The organism is Sphingobium indicum BiD32 (assembly GCF_000382885.1).
In the GTDB taxonomy this organism is placed as follows: domain Bacteria; phylum Pseudomonadota; class Alphaproteobacteria; order Sphingomonadales; family Sphingomonadaceae; genus Sphingobium; species Sphingobium japonicum_C.
On record NZ_CAVK010000039.1, the window covers coordinates 1 to 16,458 of the forward strand.

Annotated in this window: 13 protein-coding genes and 1 riboswitch; of the genes, 4 read left to right on the forward strand and 9 right to left on the reverse strand. The window is 63.5% G+C overall.

Features of this window, described 5'->3' with window-relative positions:
- Nucleotides 1-67: 67 nt before the first annotated feature.
- Genes EBBID32_RS03495 through EBBID32_RS03505 form a run of 3 tightly spaced genes read right to left on the reverse strand, consistent with a single transcriptional unit; the run spans nt 68 to nt 3,169 of the window.
- Nucleotides 68-829, reverse strand: a complete 762-nt coding sequence (locus tag EBBID32_RS03495; RefSeq protein ID WP_006950804.1) for an SDR family NAD(P)-dependent oxidoreductase — start codon at nt 827-829, stop codon at nt 68-70.
- A 19-nt stretch (nt 830-848) separates the two neighbouring features.
- Entirely contained in the window at nt 849-2,033 is a 1,185-nt protein-coding gene (locus tag EBBID32_RS03500) for an acetyl-CoA C-acyltransferase (protein WP_006950806.1), read from the reverse strand.
- Nucleotides 2,034-2,044: 11 nt separating this feature from the next.
- Complete coding sequence (locus tag EBBID32_RS03505) at nt 2,045-3,169, reverse strand: acyl-CoA dehydrogenase family protein (RefSeq protein WP_006950808.1); 1,125 nt, start codon at nt 3,167-3,169, stop codon at nt 2,045-2,047.
- Nucleotides 3,170-3,253: 84 nt separating this feature from the next.
- Here EBBID32_RS03505 and EBBID32_RS03510 point away from each other — a divergent pair, with 84 nt between their 5' ends.
- On the forward strand, nt 3,254-3,883 hold the full coding sequence (locus EBBID32_RS03510; protein ID WP_006950809.1) for a TetR/AcrR family transcriptional regulator: 630 nt from the start codon (nt 3,254-3,256) through the stop codon (nt 3,881-3,883).
- Nucleotides 3,884-3,886: 3 nt separating this feature from the next.
- Here the strand turns inward: EBBID32_RS03510 and EBBID32_RS03515 are convergent, their stop codons facing one another.
- From EBBID32_RS03515 to EBBID32_RS03535, 5 genes are all read right to left on the reverse strand, one after another.
- Nucleotides 3,887-4,972, reverse strand: a complete 1,086-nt coding sequence (locus tag EBBID32_RS03515) for an NAD(P)-dependent alcohol dehydrogenase (protein WP_006950810.1) — start codon at nt 4,970-4,972, stop codon at nt 3,887-3,889.
- A gap of 2 nt (nt 4,973-4,974) precedes the next feature.
- Nucleotides 4,975-7,560, reverse strand: a complete 2,586-nt coding sequence (locus tag EBBID32_RS03520; RefSeq protein ID WP_081628022.1) for a TonB-dependent receptor — start codon at nt 7,558-7,560, stop codon at nt 4,975-4,977.
- Between the two features lie 89 nt (nt 7,561-7,649).
- Nucleotides 7,650-8,588 carry an AraC family transcriptional regulator gene (locus tag EBBID32_RS03525; RefSeq protein ID WP_006950816.1) on the reverse strand — a complete coding sequence of 313 codons (939 nt, stop codon included), beginning with the start codon at nt 8,586-8,588 and terminating at the stop codon, nt 7,650-7,652.
- A 148-nt stretch (nt 8,589-8,736) separates the two neighbouring features.
- Nucleotides 8,737-9,147: a hypothetical protein gene (locus EBBID32_RS03530; protein ID WP_006950818.1), complete on the reverse strand. Its 411-nt coding sequence runs from the start codon at nt 9,145-9,147 to the stop codon at nt 8,737-8,739.
- A 2-nt stretch (nt 9,148-9,149) separates the two neighbouring features.
- On the reverse strand, nt 9,150-10,619 hold the full coding sequence (locus EBBID32_RS03535; protein WP_006950820.1) for an aldehyde dehydrogenase: 1,470 nt from the start codon (nt 10,617-10,619) through the stop codon (nt 9,150-9,152).
- Between the two features lie 185 nt (nt 10,620-10,804).
- Between EBBID32_RS03535 and EBBID32_RS03540 the strand changes: the two genes are divergently transcribed.
- Nucleotides 10,805-12,019 (forward strand): MFS transporter, encoded by a 1,215-nt coding sequence (locus tag EBBID32_RS03540; protein ID WP_006950825.1) that lies wholly within the window; start codon nt 10,805-10,807, stop codon nt 12,017-12,019.
- Between the two features lie 24 nt (nt 12,020-12,043).
- Here EBBID32_RS03540 and EBBID32_RS03545 read toward each other — a convergent pair whose 3' ends face one another.
- Nucleotides 12,044-13,222 (reverse strand): carbohydrate porin, encoded by a 1,179-nt coding sequence (locus EBBID32_RS03545; protein ID WP_006950826.1) that lies wholly within the window; start codon nt 13,220-13,222, stop codon nt 12,044-12,046.
- 188 nt (nt 13,223-13,410) lie between these two features.
- Nucleotides 13,411-13,538, forward strand: a riboswitch (TPP riboswitch).
- On the opposite strand from EBBID32_RS03545, the gene EBBID32_RS03550 reads away from it, so the two are divergent.
- Together EBBID32_RS03550 and tenA are read left to right on the forward strand one after the other, a co-directional pair.
- Nucleotides 13,529-15,673 carry a TonB-dependent receptor gene (locus tag EBBID32_RS03550; protein WP_006950829.1) on the forward strand — a complete coding sequence of 715 codons (2,145 nt, stop codon included), beginning with the start codon at nt 13,529-13,531 and terminating at the stop codon, nt 15,671-15,673. Its footprint overlaps the riboswitch before it by 10 nt.
- Before the next feature lie 14 nt (nt 15,674-15,687).
- Complete coding sequence (gene tenA, locus EBBID32_RS03555) at nt 15,688-16,350, forward strand: thiaminase II (RefSeq protein ID WP_006950830.1); 663 nt, start codon at nt 15,688-15,690, stop codon at nt 16,348-16,350.
- Nucleotides 16,351-16,458: the final 108 nt, after the last annotated feature.

Genomic DNA, 16,458 nt, shown 5'->3' on the forward strand with positions numbered 1-16,458 from the left:
CCCGCTTCCGGCCGGTCGAGCGTGATCCGCCCGATTCCGTCCTCGATCGCAAAGGCGATCCCGTCCATCAGCGCGGCGCCATGCGGATTGCGCCGTCCAGCCGGATGACATCGCCATTCAGCATCGGATTGCGGACGATCGATTCGACCAGTTGTGCATATTCGGCTGGCTTGCCGAGGCGACTGGGGTGCGGCACCTGAGCGCCCAGCGCGTCCTTCACATTTTGCGGAAAGGCTTCCAGCATGGGGGTCAGGAAAATACCCGGCGCGATCGTCATGACGCGGATCTTGTGCTGCGCCAGATCGCGCGCAATCGGCAGGGTCATGCCAACAACGCCACCCTTGGACGCGCTGTAGGCCGCCTGACCGATCTGCCCGTCATAGGCTGCGACCGATGCAGTGTTGACGATGACGCCGCGTTCGCCGTCAATTTCCTCGGCGGCTGCCAGCCGCGCGGAAAATTTGGAGATGACGTTGAACGTACCGATCAGGTTGACGGTCACCGTCTTGGCAAAAGTGTCGAGCGGATGGGGCACATTTTCCTTGCCCACCGTCTTGATCGCAGGCGCAACCCCGGCGCAATTGACCAGGATGCGCGCAACGCCATGCGCCGCTTCCACCATGTCGAGTCCTGCTGCAACGCTGGCATCGTCGGCGACATTGACCCCGACATAGATGCCGCCCAGTTCGGAGGCGACCGCCTTGCCCGCTTCCTCATTCAGATCGAAGATCGCGACCTTCGCCCCCTGCGCCGCCAGCATCATTGCCGTCGCCTTGCCCAGACCCGAAGCACCGCCTGTAACAATGGCGGATAAACCGTTGATATCCATAATATTTGTCCCTGTTCGATCAGATCAGTTCGATCGCCATCGCCGTCGCCTCACCACCGCCAATGCACAGGCTGGCGACGCCGCGCTTCAGCCCGCGCGTTTCCAGAGCGCCAATCAGCGTCGCGACGATGCGCGCGCCGGACGCGCCGATCGGATGACCGAGCGCAGTCGCGCCACCATTGACGTTCAGCTTCTCCGCCGGGATGCCCAGTTCCTTCGCCGCAATCATCGCGACGACGGCAAAGGCTTCGTTGACCTCGAACAGATCGACATCCTCGACCGACCAGCCTGCCTTTTCCAGCAGCTTGCGCATCGCCGGGACCGGCGCTGTGGTGAATTTCGACGGCTCATGGGCGTGGCCGGCGGTCGCGACCACGCGGGCGACGACCTTCATCCCCTGCTTGTCCGCGACGCTCTGTCGGGTCATCACCAGCGCCGCCGCGCCATCGGAAATGGAAGAGGCATTGGCGGCGGTGATCGTGCCGTCCTTGACGAAGGCGGGCTTGAGGCCGGGGATCTTGTCCGGCCGTGCCTTGCCCGGCTGTTCATCGGTATCGACGATCGTATCGCCACCCCGGCCCTTGACCGTCACAGGCGTGATTTCACGGACGAAGGCCCCGCTGCCGATCGCCGCACTGGCGCGTTCGAGCGAACGGATGGCATAGTCATCCTGATCGGCGCGGGTGAACTGGTAATCACGCACCGCTTCCTCGGCAAACACGCCCATCGCCTTGCCGGGTTCATAGGCGTCTTCCAGCCCGTCCATCATCATCGTGTCGATGATCCGGTCATGGCCGATTCGCGCGCCGCCGCGATGCTTGGGCAGGGCGTAGGGGGCATTGGTCATGCTCTCCATCCCACCCGCAATCACGACATCGACCGCGCCAGAACTGAGCGCCTCATGCGCCATGATGGCGGCCTGCATCCCCGATCCGCACATCTTGTTGACGGTGGTCGCTTCGGTGTTGAGGCCAAGGCCAGCGCCGAGTGCCGCCTGCCGCGCAGGCGCCTGTCCCAGACCCGCAGGCAGGACGCAGCCCATATAGATGCGATCGACCGCATCGACGGACACGCCCGCGCGCTCGACCGCCGCCTTCACCGCCGCTGCGCCCAGCTCCGTAGCCTTGAGCGCGGACAATGCGCCCTGAAACCCGCCCATCGGCGTGCGGGCATAGCTGGCGATGACTACCGGATCGTCCTGCATATACATTCCTTTCAAAGACTGCGCGCAATGACCATGCGCTGAATGTCCGACGTGCCTTCGTAAATCTGGCATACGCGGACATCGCGATAGATTTTGGCGACGCCATATTCTTCCAGATAGCCATAGCCACCCAGCGTCTGGAGCGCGCCCGATACGATCTGTTCGGCGGCTTCGGACGCAAACAGCTTGGCCATCGACGCTTCGGTCAGGCAGGGCAGACCCGCATCCTTGACCTGCGCGGCGTTCAGCACCAGTTGCCGGGCCGCCTCCAGCCGGGTGGCTAGGTCGGCAAGGCGAAAGCCCACGGCCTGATGCTCCATGATGGCTTTTCCAAAACTCTTGCGATCCTTGGCATAGGCGACCGCAATGTCGAGCGCCGCCTGCGCCATGCCGACACATTGCGCGGCAATGCCGATCCGCCCCGTCTCCAGATTGGCGAGCGCAATGCGATAGCCCTGCCCCGGCTGTCCGATCAGCAGATCATCCTCGACAAACATATCGTCGAACCGCAGCGCGCAGGTGTCCGACGCGCCCTGCCCCAATTTATGTTCGACCTTGTCCACGCCATAGCCAGGGCGATCCGTCGGCACGATGAACACCGACAGGCCTTTCTTGCCTGCGTCCGGGTCCGTCACCGCGACCACCATGACGACGCCTGCAATCTTGCCTGATGTGATGAACTGCTTGGCACCGGTGATGCGCCAGCCGCCATCGACCTTGATCGCGCGGGTGCGCACGGCGGAGGCATCAGACCCGGCATCGGCTTCGGTCAGGGCAAAGGCACCGATCGTTCGCCCGCCGATCAGGTCGGGCAGGAAGCGCGCCTTCTGCGTCTCGCTGCCATCCTTGAGCAGGCCGGACACGAGGATGCTGTTCTGGATCGACACGATGGTGGAGAGTGCTCCGTCGGCCGCCGCCAGTTCAATGAGCGCCAGCGCGTAGGACACCGCATCGGTTTCCGCTCCGCCAAAGCTTTCCGGCGCGGTCATGCCCCACAGGCCGAGACCTGCCATCTCCTCGAACAAAGCAGGAGGATAGCCGCCTTCCGATTCAAAGCGAACACTGTGCGGGCGGATCGTGTCCTGCGCAAAGCTGCGCACTGTATCGCGGATGGCCGTCTGGATTTCGGTCAGCATAAAACCCAATCGTCCCCTCTATACTCACGGGTATATTGATTATTCGCGGGTTTCTTGTCAAGAGGAGCGGATAAGGAGATCCGCTTGCCCCAGCCAACTGCCGCCCCATCCCCCTTCCGATCGCGCGAGGAACGCGAACGTGACCGTGAGGAGAAGCGCGAAGCCGTGCTGCGGGCCGCGGTGCGGATGTTCAACGCGCGCGGTTTCCACGCCACCTCGCTGGATGATGTTGCCGCGAGCCTTGGGATCAGCAAGCCGACCATCTACCATTATCTGGGCAATAAGGAGCAGGTGCTGATCGAATGCGTCACTCGCGGGCTGGAACTGTTGAGCGAGGCTGCCGATACCGCACGGGCACAGCCGGGCGACGGGCTGGCCCGGTTGCGCAGCGTCCTGCGCAGCTATGCGCAGGTGATGATGGACGATTTTGGCCGCTGCGTCGTGCGCACCGGTGACGAATTTCTCTCCGCCGAAGGGGCCGCCCTGTTCCGTGCGCGCAAGCGGGCGATCGACCTGTCGGTCCGCGCCCTGATTGAGGATGGCATCGCCGATGGGTCTATCGCGCCACTCGACGTGCGCATGACCGCCTTTACCTTGGCAGGGGCGATCAACTGGTCGGGGCGCTGGCATGACCCGGACGGCGCGCTGAGCGCAGAGCAGGTCGCCGATTCGATGGTCGACATCTTGATCAGCGGCCTCGCCCCGCGCGGTTGACGCTTAACTCTGCGGCATCACGACGACCGGCTTGACCACCGCGCCGCTATCGGACGCCGCGAAGGCAGCCTCCAGATCGGCAAATTCATAGCGCTGGATCAGCTTTTCCAGCGGCAGGCGACCTTCGCGATAATAGCCGATCAGGCGCGGGATGAAGCTCTGCGGGGCGATGCCGCCTTCCACCACGCCGACGATCCGCCGCCCCATGCTCATGATCGCCGACGGGTCGATGCTAAAGTCGCCGGGCGGATAGGCGCCCACCAGCGCCAATGTGCCACGCTGCGCCAGCCGATCGACCGCCAGCCCCAGCAGCGCAGGTACGCCGGTCGTATCGACGATATGGTCGAACAGTCCATTGAGCGTGGCCAGATCATCCCCCGCCTCGGTCGCGCCCAGTTCGCGCGCCAGGGCAAGGCGGCTGGCGTGGCGGTCAATCACCACGATCCGCCCCGCGCCCGCAATCACCGCCGCCATCAGCGCCGACAGGCCGACCGCGCCTGCGCCCAATATCGCAATCGACTGGCCAGGCATGACCTTCAATGTCTCCAGCACCGTGCCCGCGCCGGTCTGAACTCCGCAACCCAGCGGCGCGAGGATATCGAGCGGCAGATCGCGCTCGATCCGCACCACATTGTCGCTATGGGCAAAGGCATGGGTGGCAAAGGCCGACTGGCCGAAAATATTGCCGCCGATCCGCTGATCGCCGCGCCAGATGCCGCCCTGCCCCGCCTGCGTCAGTCCCAGAAAGTTGCGCGGCACAAATTCCACGCAATAGCCGGGTTGATGATCGTGGCAGGCTCCGCACGCACCGCAACTATGGAAGCTGAGCAGCACATGATCGCCGGGCGCGACGCTGTCCACGCCCGGTCCCACCGCATCGACCACGCCCGCCCCTTCATGGCCCAATATGACCGGGAAGGGGATGGGCAGCGCACCGTCGCGCATCACCATGTCGGTGTGGCAGATGCCGCAGGCATGAAGCCGGACCCTTATCTGGTCGGGACCGGGCGGATCCATCGTCAGCGTCTCGAAGCGGAAGGGGCTGCCCGCCCCCTCCACCACCGCCGCTTCGATCGCGATGCTGACCATGATCAGAAGTCGAAGCCGAAGCGGACATACCATTCGCGCGGCCGGTTATAGGTGCCAAAGATCGCACCCGCCGCGATGTTCGATCCGCCCGACGTCAGGAAGCGCTTGTCGGTCAGGTTTGTGCCGCCCGCCGTCAACGACCAGTGGCCGTCTGGTTCGCGATAGCTGATCGATGCGTTGACGATGTCGGTCGACACCCGTTTGAGCAGCAATGTGCGCTGCGTGTCGTTCCAAGCGCTGGAGGTGTAGGTCCAGTCGGCGAGCATGACCACCGATCCGCCATTGCCCAGCTTCGCCTCATAACGCGGGCTGAGATTGACCTTCCATTTGGGGGTCTTGGGCAAATCTTCGCCCACCAGCGTTCCCGCCTGGAACGGATTGGCCCCGCCCACGGCGGCAGCGCCCGGCGATACCGACGTATATTGCGCGTCGATATAGCCGACCGCGCCATTGATGGTCAGGCCATCGACCGGGGCGGCCACCATTTCCAGCTCGAAACCCCGGATGCGCGCATCGCCCGCATTGGCGATGGTGGGCGATGTGCCGACCTGGATATTGAGCTGAATGTCGCGATATTTGGTCGAGAAAACCGCCGCGTTGAGTTGCAGATGGCGGTCAAGCAGGGTCGATTTGATGCCCGCTTCCCAGGTCGTCGCCTTTTCCTCGTTAAAGTCCGGTGCGACATTGCCCTGCGGGTTGGTGAGGCGCGTGGTCCAGCCGCCGGTCTTATAACCCTTCGACCAGCTGCCATAGAGCATGACATCTTCCGACGGGTGAATCTGTACGCCAACCTTGGGCGAGAAGTCGCTGAATTTCTTGCGATTGACGCCCGGCGTATAGACCCGCACCGGGTTGGTGGGGTCAGGATAGCTCAGCGCCGCCTGGCAAGGCACTGGTGCCAGCGGGAAGGCACCGCCGGGGAAGATATTGCCATTGGCGTCGGCGCAACCGAACAGCTTGTAGTTGAACCCGTTCAGTTCCTGCTGACCGCCCTCAAACCGCTTGCGTTCATTGGTGTAGCGCCCGCCGATGGTGATGCCGATCAGGTCGATCGGCCGATAGTCGATCTGGCCAAAGAAGGCGTAATTCTTGGTCGCCAGTTCGTTCGGCCCATCGACCTGCACCAGACCTTCGCCAAAGGTCACGAAGTCATGCAGGTCGCCTGATTCCTTGAAATAATAGGCACCCAGCACATAGCGCAGCTTTTCATCAAACGCATTGCCGAGCAGCTGGAATTCCTGGCTGAACTGCCATTGGTTCATGGTGAAGCTGAGTTGCAGGAAGTTGAGCGGCGATCCGTCCGCATCCAGCCCGGCGTTCCAGTGCAGCTCGCGATAGGCGGTGATTGATTTCAGCGCGACATTGTCGGCCAGATCGAAATCGACGATACCGCTCAAGCCCCAGCTTTCCAGATTGGAATAGCTGTTGCCGCTGGCATAGCTGCGGTCCTTGTTGGCGATCAGGTAGCGACCGTCCCACGGCAGGCGATCATTGGCCGGATTGCCGTCGACATTGGCGCTGGCGACGCTGGCCAGCTGAAATTGCGGGTTGAACTGGGTACCGGAAACGCCGCACAGCGCCTGCGCATTGCGCGCCGCGATTTCCCCGCCCGTGCTACCGATGCAGAAATTATAGAGGCCCGCGAACAGGAATCCGGTGGTGCCGGTCGGATCAAACGCCGTGCCGGGCAGGTTGGTCGTGCCTGCAAAATTGCCGGGGACGAACTCCGCCGTGCCGATCAGCTTGTTGGCCGACGTACCCTTGTCCTTGCTATAATCGCCGGAGAAGGTGGCCCGCACCGCGCCGCCATTATCCCAGCGCAGCTTGCCGCGCAGGTTCCAATTGTCATTTTCGCCTTCCTTGTTGGCGCTGTCATAGCCAGCGGCGGAAAAAGCGGAGAAAGGCGGCGCATTATTGGCGCGCTGGTCGGGATATGGCAGGCGCTTCAAGAACCCGTCGCGCGACTTGATGCCGAATGTGAGGGCGGAACTGAGGCCATCGGTGATCGGCACCGTCACCGACCCGCGCGCCTGAAACAGCTTGTAGCTGCCCAGTGTCACATCACCCTTGGCGGTAAATTCCTTGCCCGGATCGGCGGTGACGATGGAGATCGCGCCGCCGATCGTGTTGCGGCCGAACAGCGTCCCCTGCGGCCCCTTCAATATCTCGACCCGCGCGACGTCCAGCAGATCCTGGTTCGCGCCGACCGTGCGGGCAAGGTAAACGCCATCCAGATAGATGCCGACGCCCGGATCGATGTTGAAGGCGAAATCGTCCGACCCGATGCCGCGAATATAAGCGGACAGCACGGCAGTGGAGCCGGAAAAGGGCGTGCCAGCGTCCAGATTGACGTTGGGCGCGATGGCGGAGAGTTGCGCCACGCTGCCGACCGCGCGTTCCTGCAAGGATTCAGAGGTGAAGGCCGAAATCGCGATCGGCACGTCCTGCACATTTTCCGCACGCTTCTGCGCGGTCACGACGATTTCGGCGATGCCGCCGCTCTGTTCGGCATCCTGCGCCAGCGCTGGTGCTGCGACCAGTGCGCTCGACGCCATCAGCATCGCAATCATGGACTTGCCCATTATCATCCTCCCGTAAATGCCTCGCCTGTGTCGGCGACTTGGGGTGATGATAGGCGCGAGGACGGATCAGGTCTTGGATCAGGGCGAACTGGCAATCAGGACGCAAGCGAACTCCCGGTGCCGCTCCGCCACTGGCTGGGTGCAGCACCAAAGCGTCGCCGAAAGCAGCGGGTGAAGAAAGCGGAATCGTTGAACCCGACCTCGAAGGCGACATCGGTGATCGTGCGCCCATCGTCGCACGCCAGCAAGCTCGCCGCCCGCTCCAGCCGCCGCGCGGTGATGAAGGCGGTGGGGGTCAAGCCGACATGACGGACGAAGCTCTTTTGCACCGCGCGGGGCGACAGGTCGAGCGCCTGGCAGATCAACGCGGTGCCAAGGTCGGGATTGCCCAGATGCTCCAGCGCATAATCCACCGGGGAACGCGGCAACTGAATCGCGGGCCGATCAAGCGTGCTGCGACGGCACAACATCCGCGCCGCATCGGCCAGCAAGACCCCGGCATCGTCGTCCAGATCGGCAAACTGGTCCCGCTGCGACCACAGGCCATGCAGCACATGGGCCAGGAACAGGACATTGGGATTGGTCGATGGCATCAGGCAGCCATGCCAGTCACGTCCGGCAATATCGTCGCCCATCATGGCAACGGGCACCTGCAGGATCAGGCAGTCATTATATTGCGAAATGTCGATGGCATAAGGGTGGCGGTCATCGGCGATCACAATGTCGCCGATCCGCGCAGTGCTGCTGCGGTCGCCATGCAGCATGGTCATCGACCCGCGATGGAGCAGGTGGAGCAGCAGATGCCGCCCCTCCCCTTCATTGGCGACCCGGCTGACCTGCGCCCGTTCGCTACGCGCCCGCGCCAGCCCGACCACGCCCAGCGACCAGCGCGCCAGCTCGGCCTTGATGCCCTCCGGCGCATGGGCGGTCATGCCGGGGAAGGCTTCGGCGACAACCTCACGCCAGAAACGCTGGCGACGCGGCGGCGGCACCAGCCGGGTCGAAAAACGCTCGACCGCGCTCAGCGGACCCACTCCGCATGATCGAAACCATCTTGAGCCATGCCCGGCATCCCTCTCTCTGCCCGCCGCGACACTATTACTGGTCGTCAACGAGTCATCCCATGGAGAGAAAAAGTATCCCAGGCATACGACACTGGCAATATGGCCGATATATCACAACCTACCAGCGCAACAGTGCGATCAGTTCCCTGCGCCAGGGCCAGAGGAGAATGGCGTTGAGCAGGAGGGTGACGATGCCGAATATATATTCGACCAGGCCCGGATCCAGCACGAAATTCCAGTAACCGATCACCACGTTCAGCGGGACGCTGGCCAGCGCGGCGGGCAGCACAGCCCGGTTCGCCAGAACCAGCAGCGCCACCACCACCTCCATCACCTTGATCAGGGCAAACAGCCCGCTGTGGATCAGCGCCAGGGTGAATTCCTGCGCCAGCGGCGTATTGCCCAGCGGCTGGAGGTCGAAGGGGGTGAAATATTCCACCCCCGAAAACAGGAACCAGCCACCATAGATGATCCGCGCGGCGGTAAAGGCTGCGCCCTGTCCACGCCCCTGTGCGTCCAGCACGATCATGGTCAGAAGCCGGCCGGGGTTGCGTCGAGCAAGATGGTCTTGCTCTCCAGATAGGGATACAGCCCTTCCACCCCGCCCTCGCGACCAATGCCCGACTGTTTGAAGCCACCGAAGGGCAGCCCGAATTCCAGCTTCATGCCATTCTGCCCGAAGCCGCCCGCACGGATGCGGCGACCGATGCGATAGGCCGCGTCCGCATCATTGGTCAGCACCGACCCGTTGAGGCCGAAAGCGCTGTCATTGGCGATGCGGATCGCATCTTCCTCATCATCGGCGGGGATCAGGCACAGGACCGGCCCGAAAATCTCCTCCTGCGCGATGCGGCTCTTGTTATCGACATTGGCAAAAAGGGTCGGCTCGATGAAATAGCCTTTGTTCATATGGGCCGGACGATTGCCCCCGGTGACCAGATCGGCGCTTGCCCGACCCAGCGCGACATATTCCTCCACCCGTTCCAGTTGGCGCTTCATCGCCACCGGGCCAAGCTGGGTATCGGGTGCATCGCTATGGCCGATGCGGATGCCCTGCATCACCTTGGCAATGGCGTCGGCCAGTTCGTCATGGCGATGGCGTGGCACGATGGCGCGCGACAGCATGGCGCACACCTGCCCGCTCATGATGGTGATGGTGTTGCCCAGGATCGCGGCAGCCACCTCGATCGGAAAATCGTCGCGGACGATCGCCGCGGACTTGCCGCCCAGTTCCAGCGTGCAGCGCGCGACCCGCCCGGCGCACACCTCGCCGATGCGCTTGCCCGCCAGTGTCGATCCGGTGAAGGTCACCTTGTCGATACCGGGGTTGCGAACCAGATGGTCCGACGCATCGCGCCCGGCCGCGACCAGATTGACGACGCCCGCAGGGACGCCGGCGGCCTCTGCCGCTTCGGCCATGATATAGGCTTCCAGCGGGGTTTCGGGCGATGGTTTCATGATGACGGTGCAGCCTGCGACCATGGCATAGGCGACCTTGGCCGACATGATGCCATAGGGCGCGTTCCAGGGCGCGATCGCCGCGACGACCCCGGCAGGCTCCTGCGCCACGATGGCGGTATGGACCTGGCTCGACGGGCGCTTTTCGACGAAAGGAAAGCTGTCCGCATAACCTGCGATCGCCATCATCGTCATGGTCGCGCCGCCGGTCATGATCGGCGCGAAGCTGGCAAGGCCGCCGACCTGTGCGGTCCAGGCGGCGGCCAGTTCAGGCGCGCGCTTGCCCAGTTCTTCCCCCATCCGCCGCACAATCGCGCCACGCTCCGCAGGTGCCATGGTGGACCACGGCCCGTCGTCAAACGCCTTGCGCGCGGCGGCGACGGCGCGGTCCATATCCGCTTCCGTGCCATCAACGACGCGGGCGATAACCTCTTCGCTATTGGGCGATATGATCTCGATCACGCCATTGCCCGTCGATTCGACCCACGCGCCGCCGATGAACAGCTTGTCGGGATGGGCGATATGGATGTTGTCGGGAACCATGGTCTATCCTCTTCCTGGGTGGCGCTGCACGCCTTTCCAGTGCATGACTATAACGAACGTTATTATTATCGCAAGCCGTTCCATCGGCTTTTTTAACACTTGACAGTCCGGGTCCGGCCAAACCTATTATATCATTCGTTATGATATGGGCGCAGACCCGACCAGGTGAGAGGAAACGCCGATCCATGACCCATTCCTTGGATACGGACGTTGCGCCAGCCTTTACGCCCCGCCTGATCCTGTCGCTGTTCCTGTGCGGCGTCATCCTGTTCGTCGATGGTTATGATCTCGCCGCGCTGCCGCTGGCGCTTCCCCATATTGCCGTCGCGCTCGACATACCGGCCGCCCGCTTTGGTTTTGCGCTGTCGGCGGTGCTGCTGGGTCTGGGCGTTGGCGCGGTCCTGCTGGCACCGCTGGGCGACCGCTTCGGCCACCGGCGGACGATAATCGTCTCTGTCGTCTGTATCGGCTTGCTGACCATGGCGACCGCCAGCGGAACAAGCATTGGCAGCTTCATCGTCTGGCGCCTGCTGACCGGACTGGCGCTGGGGGCATGTCTCCCCAATGTAACCGCGCTCGCCGCTATCTGGGCACCGCCGGGTCGACGGGCCAGCACGCTGACGATCGTGTCGCTCGGCATCTCCTTTGGCGCTATCATAGCGGGTCTGATCGCACCGCCGCTGGTCGCGCTGGGCGGCTGGCGCGCCCTGTTCCTGCTACCGGGTGCCGCGACATTGCTGCTGGCGGTGGCGCTGTTCCTGCTCTTTCCGACCGAACAGAAGATGACACCATCGACCAGCGACAAGCCTGCCCGCCCGCTGGCCCGTATATTGACCAAACCGTTGCGGTTCCCCACCATCATTTTTGCGTTACTCTATGGTTTCAATGCCTTCGGCCTTTATCTTGTCATCAGTTGGACACCCACGGTGCTACCGCAGGCGGGCTTCACGCTGGATCAGGCGGCCCGTTCGATCACCATCATCCAGTCGGGCGGGCTGGTCGTCGCCCTTGCGCTCGCCTGGCTGCTCGATCGTGGCCATGCCGTGCTGGCGCTGGTTGCATCCTACGCCACGATCATCGCCGCCTTTGCCCTGCTGGCGACCCTGCCTGCCGATCCGCTCCATTGGAACCTGCTGTTGCTCATCGCGGGCGGTGGCATTGTCGGCGTGCATTTATGCATCGTCGCGGTCGTCACCGGTGTCTTTCCGCCCGATTGCCTGGCCACCGCCATCGGCTTTGGCGTCGCGGTAGCCCGGATCGGCGCGATCGGTGGCCCGCTGGCGGGTGGCTGGCTGATCAGTCATGGTGCGGAGCCAAACCATTTTTTCCTTTTCGCCATCCTGCCCATGGCGCTTTGCCTGCTCATCACACTGGCCCTGCCCGCCGCGCGTCGCGCCTGATCCAGGCCCAATCGCCATTCAGCCCTAATCGATCAGGCGCAGGCCGATGGCAAAACGCAGCCCGACCACCCAGGCGTCGCGAATGGACGGGTCGGCGGCGGGGTTGCGGACATATTGCATATTGGGCTGGACCGTCAGCCACGGGGAAAGCGGCGTGCGATAGGTGACTTCGGCAACGGACTCGGAACGGCCTGCACCGCTGTTCCGGCGATATTCGGTCGATGTCGTCGCGGTGATGACCGCCAGACCCAGTTCATCTTCCGGCCGGCCGGCTAGTGCGCCCGTCCATTTCACACCCATGCTGGCGAAACGGTCGAACATGTTGAAGCGCCCGTTCGACGTGCCAAGGCGAAAGAAGCCGTCAATCTGCGTGTCGCCATCGGTCATCAACGGCATCTCGCCGCGCAGATAGACCCCGCCATTGCCCCGCCCCCGGCCACCATCCCATCCATCAAAAGTGGCGGTATAGCGCCAGTGGCCCAGCAGGAGCCGCGCACCTGCAAGCGGCGCTTCCAGTTCGCCGATCAGCAGCGCGCCGTCGCCTTGGCCGAGCTTGATCACGGTGCGTGCGGGATGATCGGGGTCGCCCGGCACCCCGTCCAGCACGGCGGCGCGCACCGCCCAGCCCTTGGCAGGCCGCCATTCGACCCGCGCCGCCAGCGATGTCGATGGAAAGAGCGACGGGCCGTTGCGGCCGGTCAGGGCAATATCGCTGCCGATGCCATGGGCGCTGCCGACGAACAGGCCAGCCGCGTCGAGTGAATCAAATTCCGAATTAAGGTCATACAGGCCCGCACGCAGCGACAGGCCGGGCGCCACCATCTGGTCGATCCACGCTTCATAAAGCTTGAACGCCCGCGTGCCCGTTTCGATATTGCTGACGGCATGGGCGTCACCCACCGCGTTGGAGATCGACGCGCCATTATTGTAGATGCCATAGACATGCGCTTCTGCCCCGCGCCAGCCCAGCAGCGCCTCCAGATCCACCTCGGCCACGATATCCAGATTGTCGAGATAGCGCGCGCGCCGCTTCACCCCGCCCGCCACATTGCCCATCACCTCGCCAGTATAGGTGATATCCAACAATAGCGGACCCTGCGCCTTATCAATCTCGCCCCCAGCGTGGATATGCGAATGGGGCCGCGTCGGCATCGCGTCACCCGCTGCAGCAGCCAGCAACAGGAAGGGGGTAACCATCACCATGGCAGGGACCGGAATTGCGAGACAGTCATAATACTGGCGACTTTAGGGTTTCATCACGCCATCGACCGCTGATCCATCGCCCCGCGCGCCATAGCTGACCGAAAATCGCCCCGGTTTCGGCAGGAATATGCGTTGTCTCACAGCGATCATTTGACGTGCGCGCGCCGACGCCATAGGCGCACGCTCAGTTTCAACCCACGGGGTGTCCTGGCGCTGTCAGGGCTGAGAGGCGGATCGGGCGCAGGGGGCGTCCAGTCGGCAAACCCGCGAACCTGATCCGGCTCACACCGGCGGAGGAATAGGGATATGCGTTTTTACGCCATTACGTCGCCTGCCATCTCGATTGCCCTGTTGCTGGGCGCAGGGTCCGCCCATGCCGATGACAGCATCATAGTCACCGCGCGCGGTCGCGAAGAAGCCGAAATCCGCGTGCCGGACACCATAGCCGTCTATGGTCCCGACGCCATCGCCGCGCGCCGCCTGACCACGATCGACGATTTCATCGCCGCGACGCCTGGCATTTTCATCATCAACGATCAGGACCCCGGCACCAACCTCATTTCCGTGCGCGGCATATCCACCAACCGCAGCCAGTCGCCATCGATTGCCTATATCGTGGATGGGCTGGCGCTGGCCGATTCCGAACTGTTCACGCTGCGCCCCTATGATCTGACGCGGGTCGAGATTTTGAAAGGGCCGCAGGGCGCGCTGTTCGGCCGCTCCGCATCGGGCGGTGCCGTCGCCATGACCACCAATGATCCCGGCCCGGACTGGGGCGGCGAGGCGGCAGTTGGTATCGGCAATGGCCTGACCTGGACCGCCGATGGCGTGGTCAACGCCCCGGTGTCGGATCAGGTGCAGTTGCGCCTGGCCGGTTCCTATCGCAACAGCGACGGCTTCATCCGCAACAGCTTTCTCGACAAGAAGGTCGATGGCAGCATCAGCCGCAATCTGCGCCTGAAGGCGACGGTCGCTCTGACCGAAACCGCCACCTTCCGCTTCCGTCTGGGCTGGGCCAATGAGGAAGGCGGCGCGGCCTATATTTCGTCGGGCAATGTCACCGGTCTCTATAACGGCCGACTGTCAGGCGCGGCCCTGACCAACCCGTTCGGCGATTTTGAAGGCCGGGCATCACGCACATGGTGGGGCGCGCAAGCCAGCTATGAGCAGGAAGCGGGTGACGCGCTACTCTTCTCATGGACTGGTGGCTATGATGATTATCACAAGGATTTCGTTGAAGAACTGGATTTCCGCAACGACAAGCCGCTGACCTTCTTTGGCGTACCCGCCTTTCCAGATGGTATTCAACCCATCGCCCAACCCGTTGATATCAAGGCATGGACCAGCGAAACCCGACTGACCTCGCGCGGCGATGGGCCACTGCGCTGGCATGTCGGCCTGTTCTACCAGCGGCTGGAGCGCGACCGTACCGATGATTTCGGCCCGCTGCTGTTCGGCGGCGAAGCGTTCCGCGCCGAAACCCGATCCAGCCAGGTCGGCATCTTCGGACAGGCCAGCTATGACATTACGCCTCAGGTCGAGGCGACCCTGGCGCTGCGCTATGACCGCGACCAGCGCAAGGAAGATACGGTCGGGACCGCCAGCGGCACTACCGTCGCCCAGCGCGCCCGGACGTTCGAGAAATGGCAACCCAAATTATCCATCGCCTGGCGCCCGACGGATCATCTGACCGCTTATGTGACCGGCGCGATCGGCTTCAAGGCAGGCGGGTTCAATCCGCTGCCCGGCGCCACCGATGTGTGGCAGGCAGTATTTCCGGCCGAAACCACTCGCTCGATCGAGATGGGCGTGAAGGGAGAAAGCGCCGATGGCCGTGTCCGCCTGTCGCTGGCCGGGTTCGTCACCGACTATGACAATTTCCAGAACACCGTGTTCCTGGGCAATTCGGTCGTGCTGTCGGTGCCGCAGGTCGATGTCCACGGTATCGAGGCGTCCGCACAGGCAGCGCTTGGCGCGGGTTTCAACCTGGATGGCGGGCTGGCCTGGACCCATAGCCGCACCGGCACCTATTTCACGCCCAACCCGACCCCGGAACCGGGCGAACCCGCCATTCTGGATATGAGCGGCCAGCGGACCCCCAACGCGCCCGACTGGACCGTCAATGGCGGCATCGGCTGGCAGGGCGCGGCTGGCCCGGCGACTGTCAATGTACGGCTCAGTGTCGCCTATGTGTCCCGCGTCGATTTCGAGATCGACAATATCCTCCATTCGCCGGGCTATACCTTGGTCGATGGGCGGGTCGGCGTCAGCCATGGGGCTTGGACCTTTGACCTCTGGGCCAAGAATTTGCTCGACAGAAGCTGGGCGATCTCGGCCTTCGGCCAACAGCAATTGCCGCTGCTGCTCGGCCTTGGCCCCAACGGCCCGTTCGACAGTTTCACCATCAACACCGGCCGCCAATTCGGCGCCAGCGCCACCATGCGCTTCTGACGAAGGAAACAGCGATGGGCTTTTGCGATGAGATTTGGGCAGACGTCGCCCCGCTGCGGCAGGCGATCCTGGCCCATCCCTTCCTGGCCGCGCTGGCCGACGGCACCCTGCCGCGCGAAAGTTTCCAGCACTATATCGTGCAGGACAGCCTTTATCTGGCGGAATATGCCCGTGTGCTGGCGATCGCCGCCGCCCGCGCACCCAGCGCCGCCGGGCGGCTGGAATTTTCCGACGGGGCGAAGGTGGCTGTGCAGGTCGAGGAAGGGCTGCATCAGGCCTTTTTCAGCCAGTTTGGCGTCAGTGCAACGATGGTGCAGGCGGTCGAGCCGACCCCGGCCTGCCTTGGCTATACCAGCTATCTGGCCAGCCTGGCCGCGACCCGCAGCTATGAGGAACTGATCGCAGGCATCCTGCCCTGCTTCTGGGTTTATTGGGAAGTCGGCTGCGCCATCAAGCCGCGCGCTACCAGCCCCAACCCCTATGCGCCATGGATCGACACCTATGCCGATCCCGGTTTCGGCGCAGCGACCGATCGCGTCCGCACGCTGGTGGACGAAGCCGCCGCCACCACCACCCCGGCACTGCGCGATGCCATGGCCCGTGCCTTCCGCAATGCGACCCGGTACGAATGGATGTTCTGGGATTCGGCCTGGCGGCTTGAGAAATGGCCGGTCTGACGCGCGCAAATCGGAACTATAGGCGGAAAGCAGGATTCACGCCCCTGACAGCACCGGGGCAGAAACAGCGCCACGCCCGTCAACACGCCGGGCGCAAACATAGAATAT

Coding starts and splice junctions, on each gene's coding strand:
- EBBID32_RS03530 (WP_006950818.1), bottom strand. CDS start 9,147: ATGATCGTGCTGGACGCACAGGGGCGTGGACAGGGCGCAGCCTTTACC.
- EBBID32_RS03505 (WP_006950808.1), bottom strand. CDS start 3,169: ATGCTGACCGAAATCCAGACGGCCATCCGCGATACAGTGCGCAGCTTT.
- EBBID32_RS03500 (WP_006950806.1), bottom strand. CDS start 2,033: ATGCAGGACGATCCGGTAGTCATCGCCAGCTATGCCCGCACGCCGATG.
- EBBID32_RS03535 (WP_006950820.1), bottom strand. CDS start 10,619: ATGGTTCCCGACAACATCCATATCGCCCATCCCGACAAGCTGTTCATC.
- EBBID32_RS03515 (WP_006950810.1), bottom strand. CDS start 4,972: ATGGTCAGCATCGCGATCGAAGCGGCGGTGGTGGAGGGGGCGGGCAGC.
- EBBID32_RS03540 (WP_006950825.1), top strand. CDS start 10,805: ATGACCCATTCCTTGGATACGGACGTTGCGCCAGCCTTTACGCCCCGC.
- EBBID32_RS03550 (WP_006950829.1), top strand. CDS start 13,529: ATGCGTTTTTACGCCATTACGTCGCCTGCCATCTCGATTGCCCTGTTG.
- tenA (WP_006950830.1), top strand. CDS start 15,688: ATGGGCTTTTGCGATGAGATTTGGGCAGACGTCGCCCCGCTGCGGCAG.
- EBBID32_RS03520 (WP_081628022.1), bottom strand. CDS start 7,560: ATGATAATGGGCAAGTCCATGATTGCGATGCTGATGGCGTCGAGCGCA.
- EBBID32_RS03545 (WP_006950826.1), bottom strand. CDS start 13,222: ATGGTGATGGTTACCCCCTTCCTGTTGCTGGCTGCTGCAGCGGGTGAC.
- EBBID32_RS03495 (WP_006950804.1), bottom strand. CDS start 829: ATGGATATCAACGGTTTATCCGCCATTGTTACAGGCGGTGCTTCGGGT.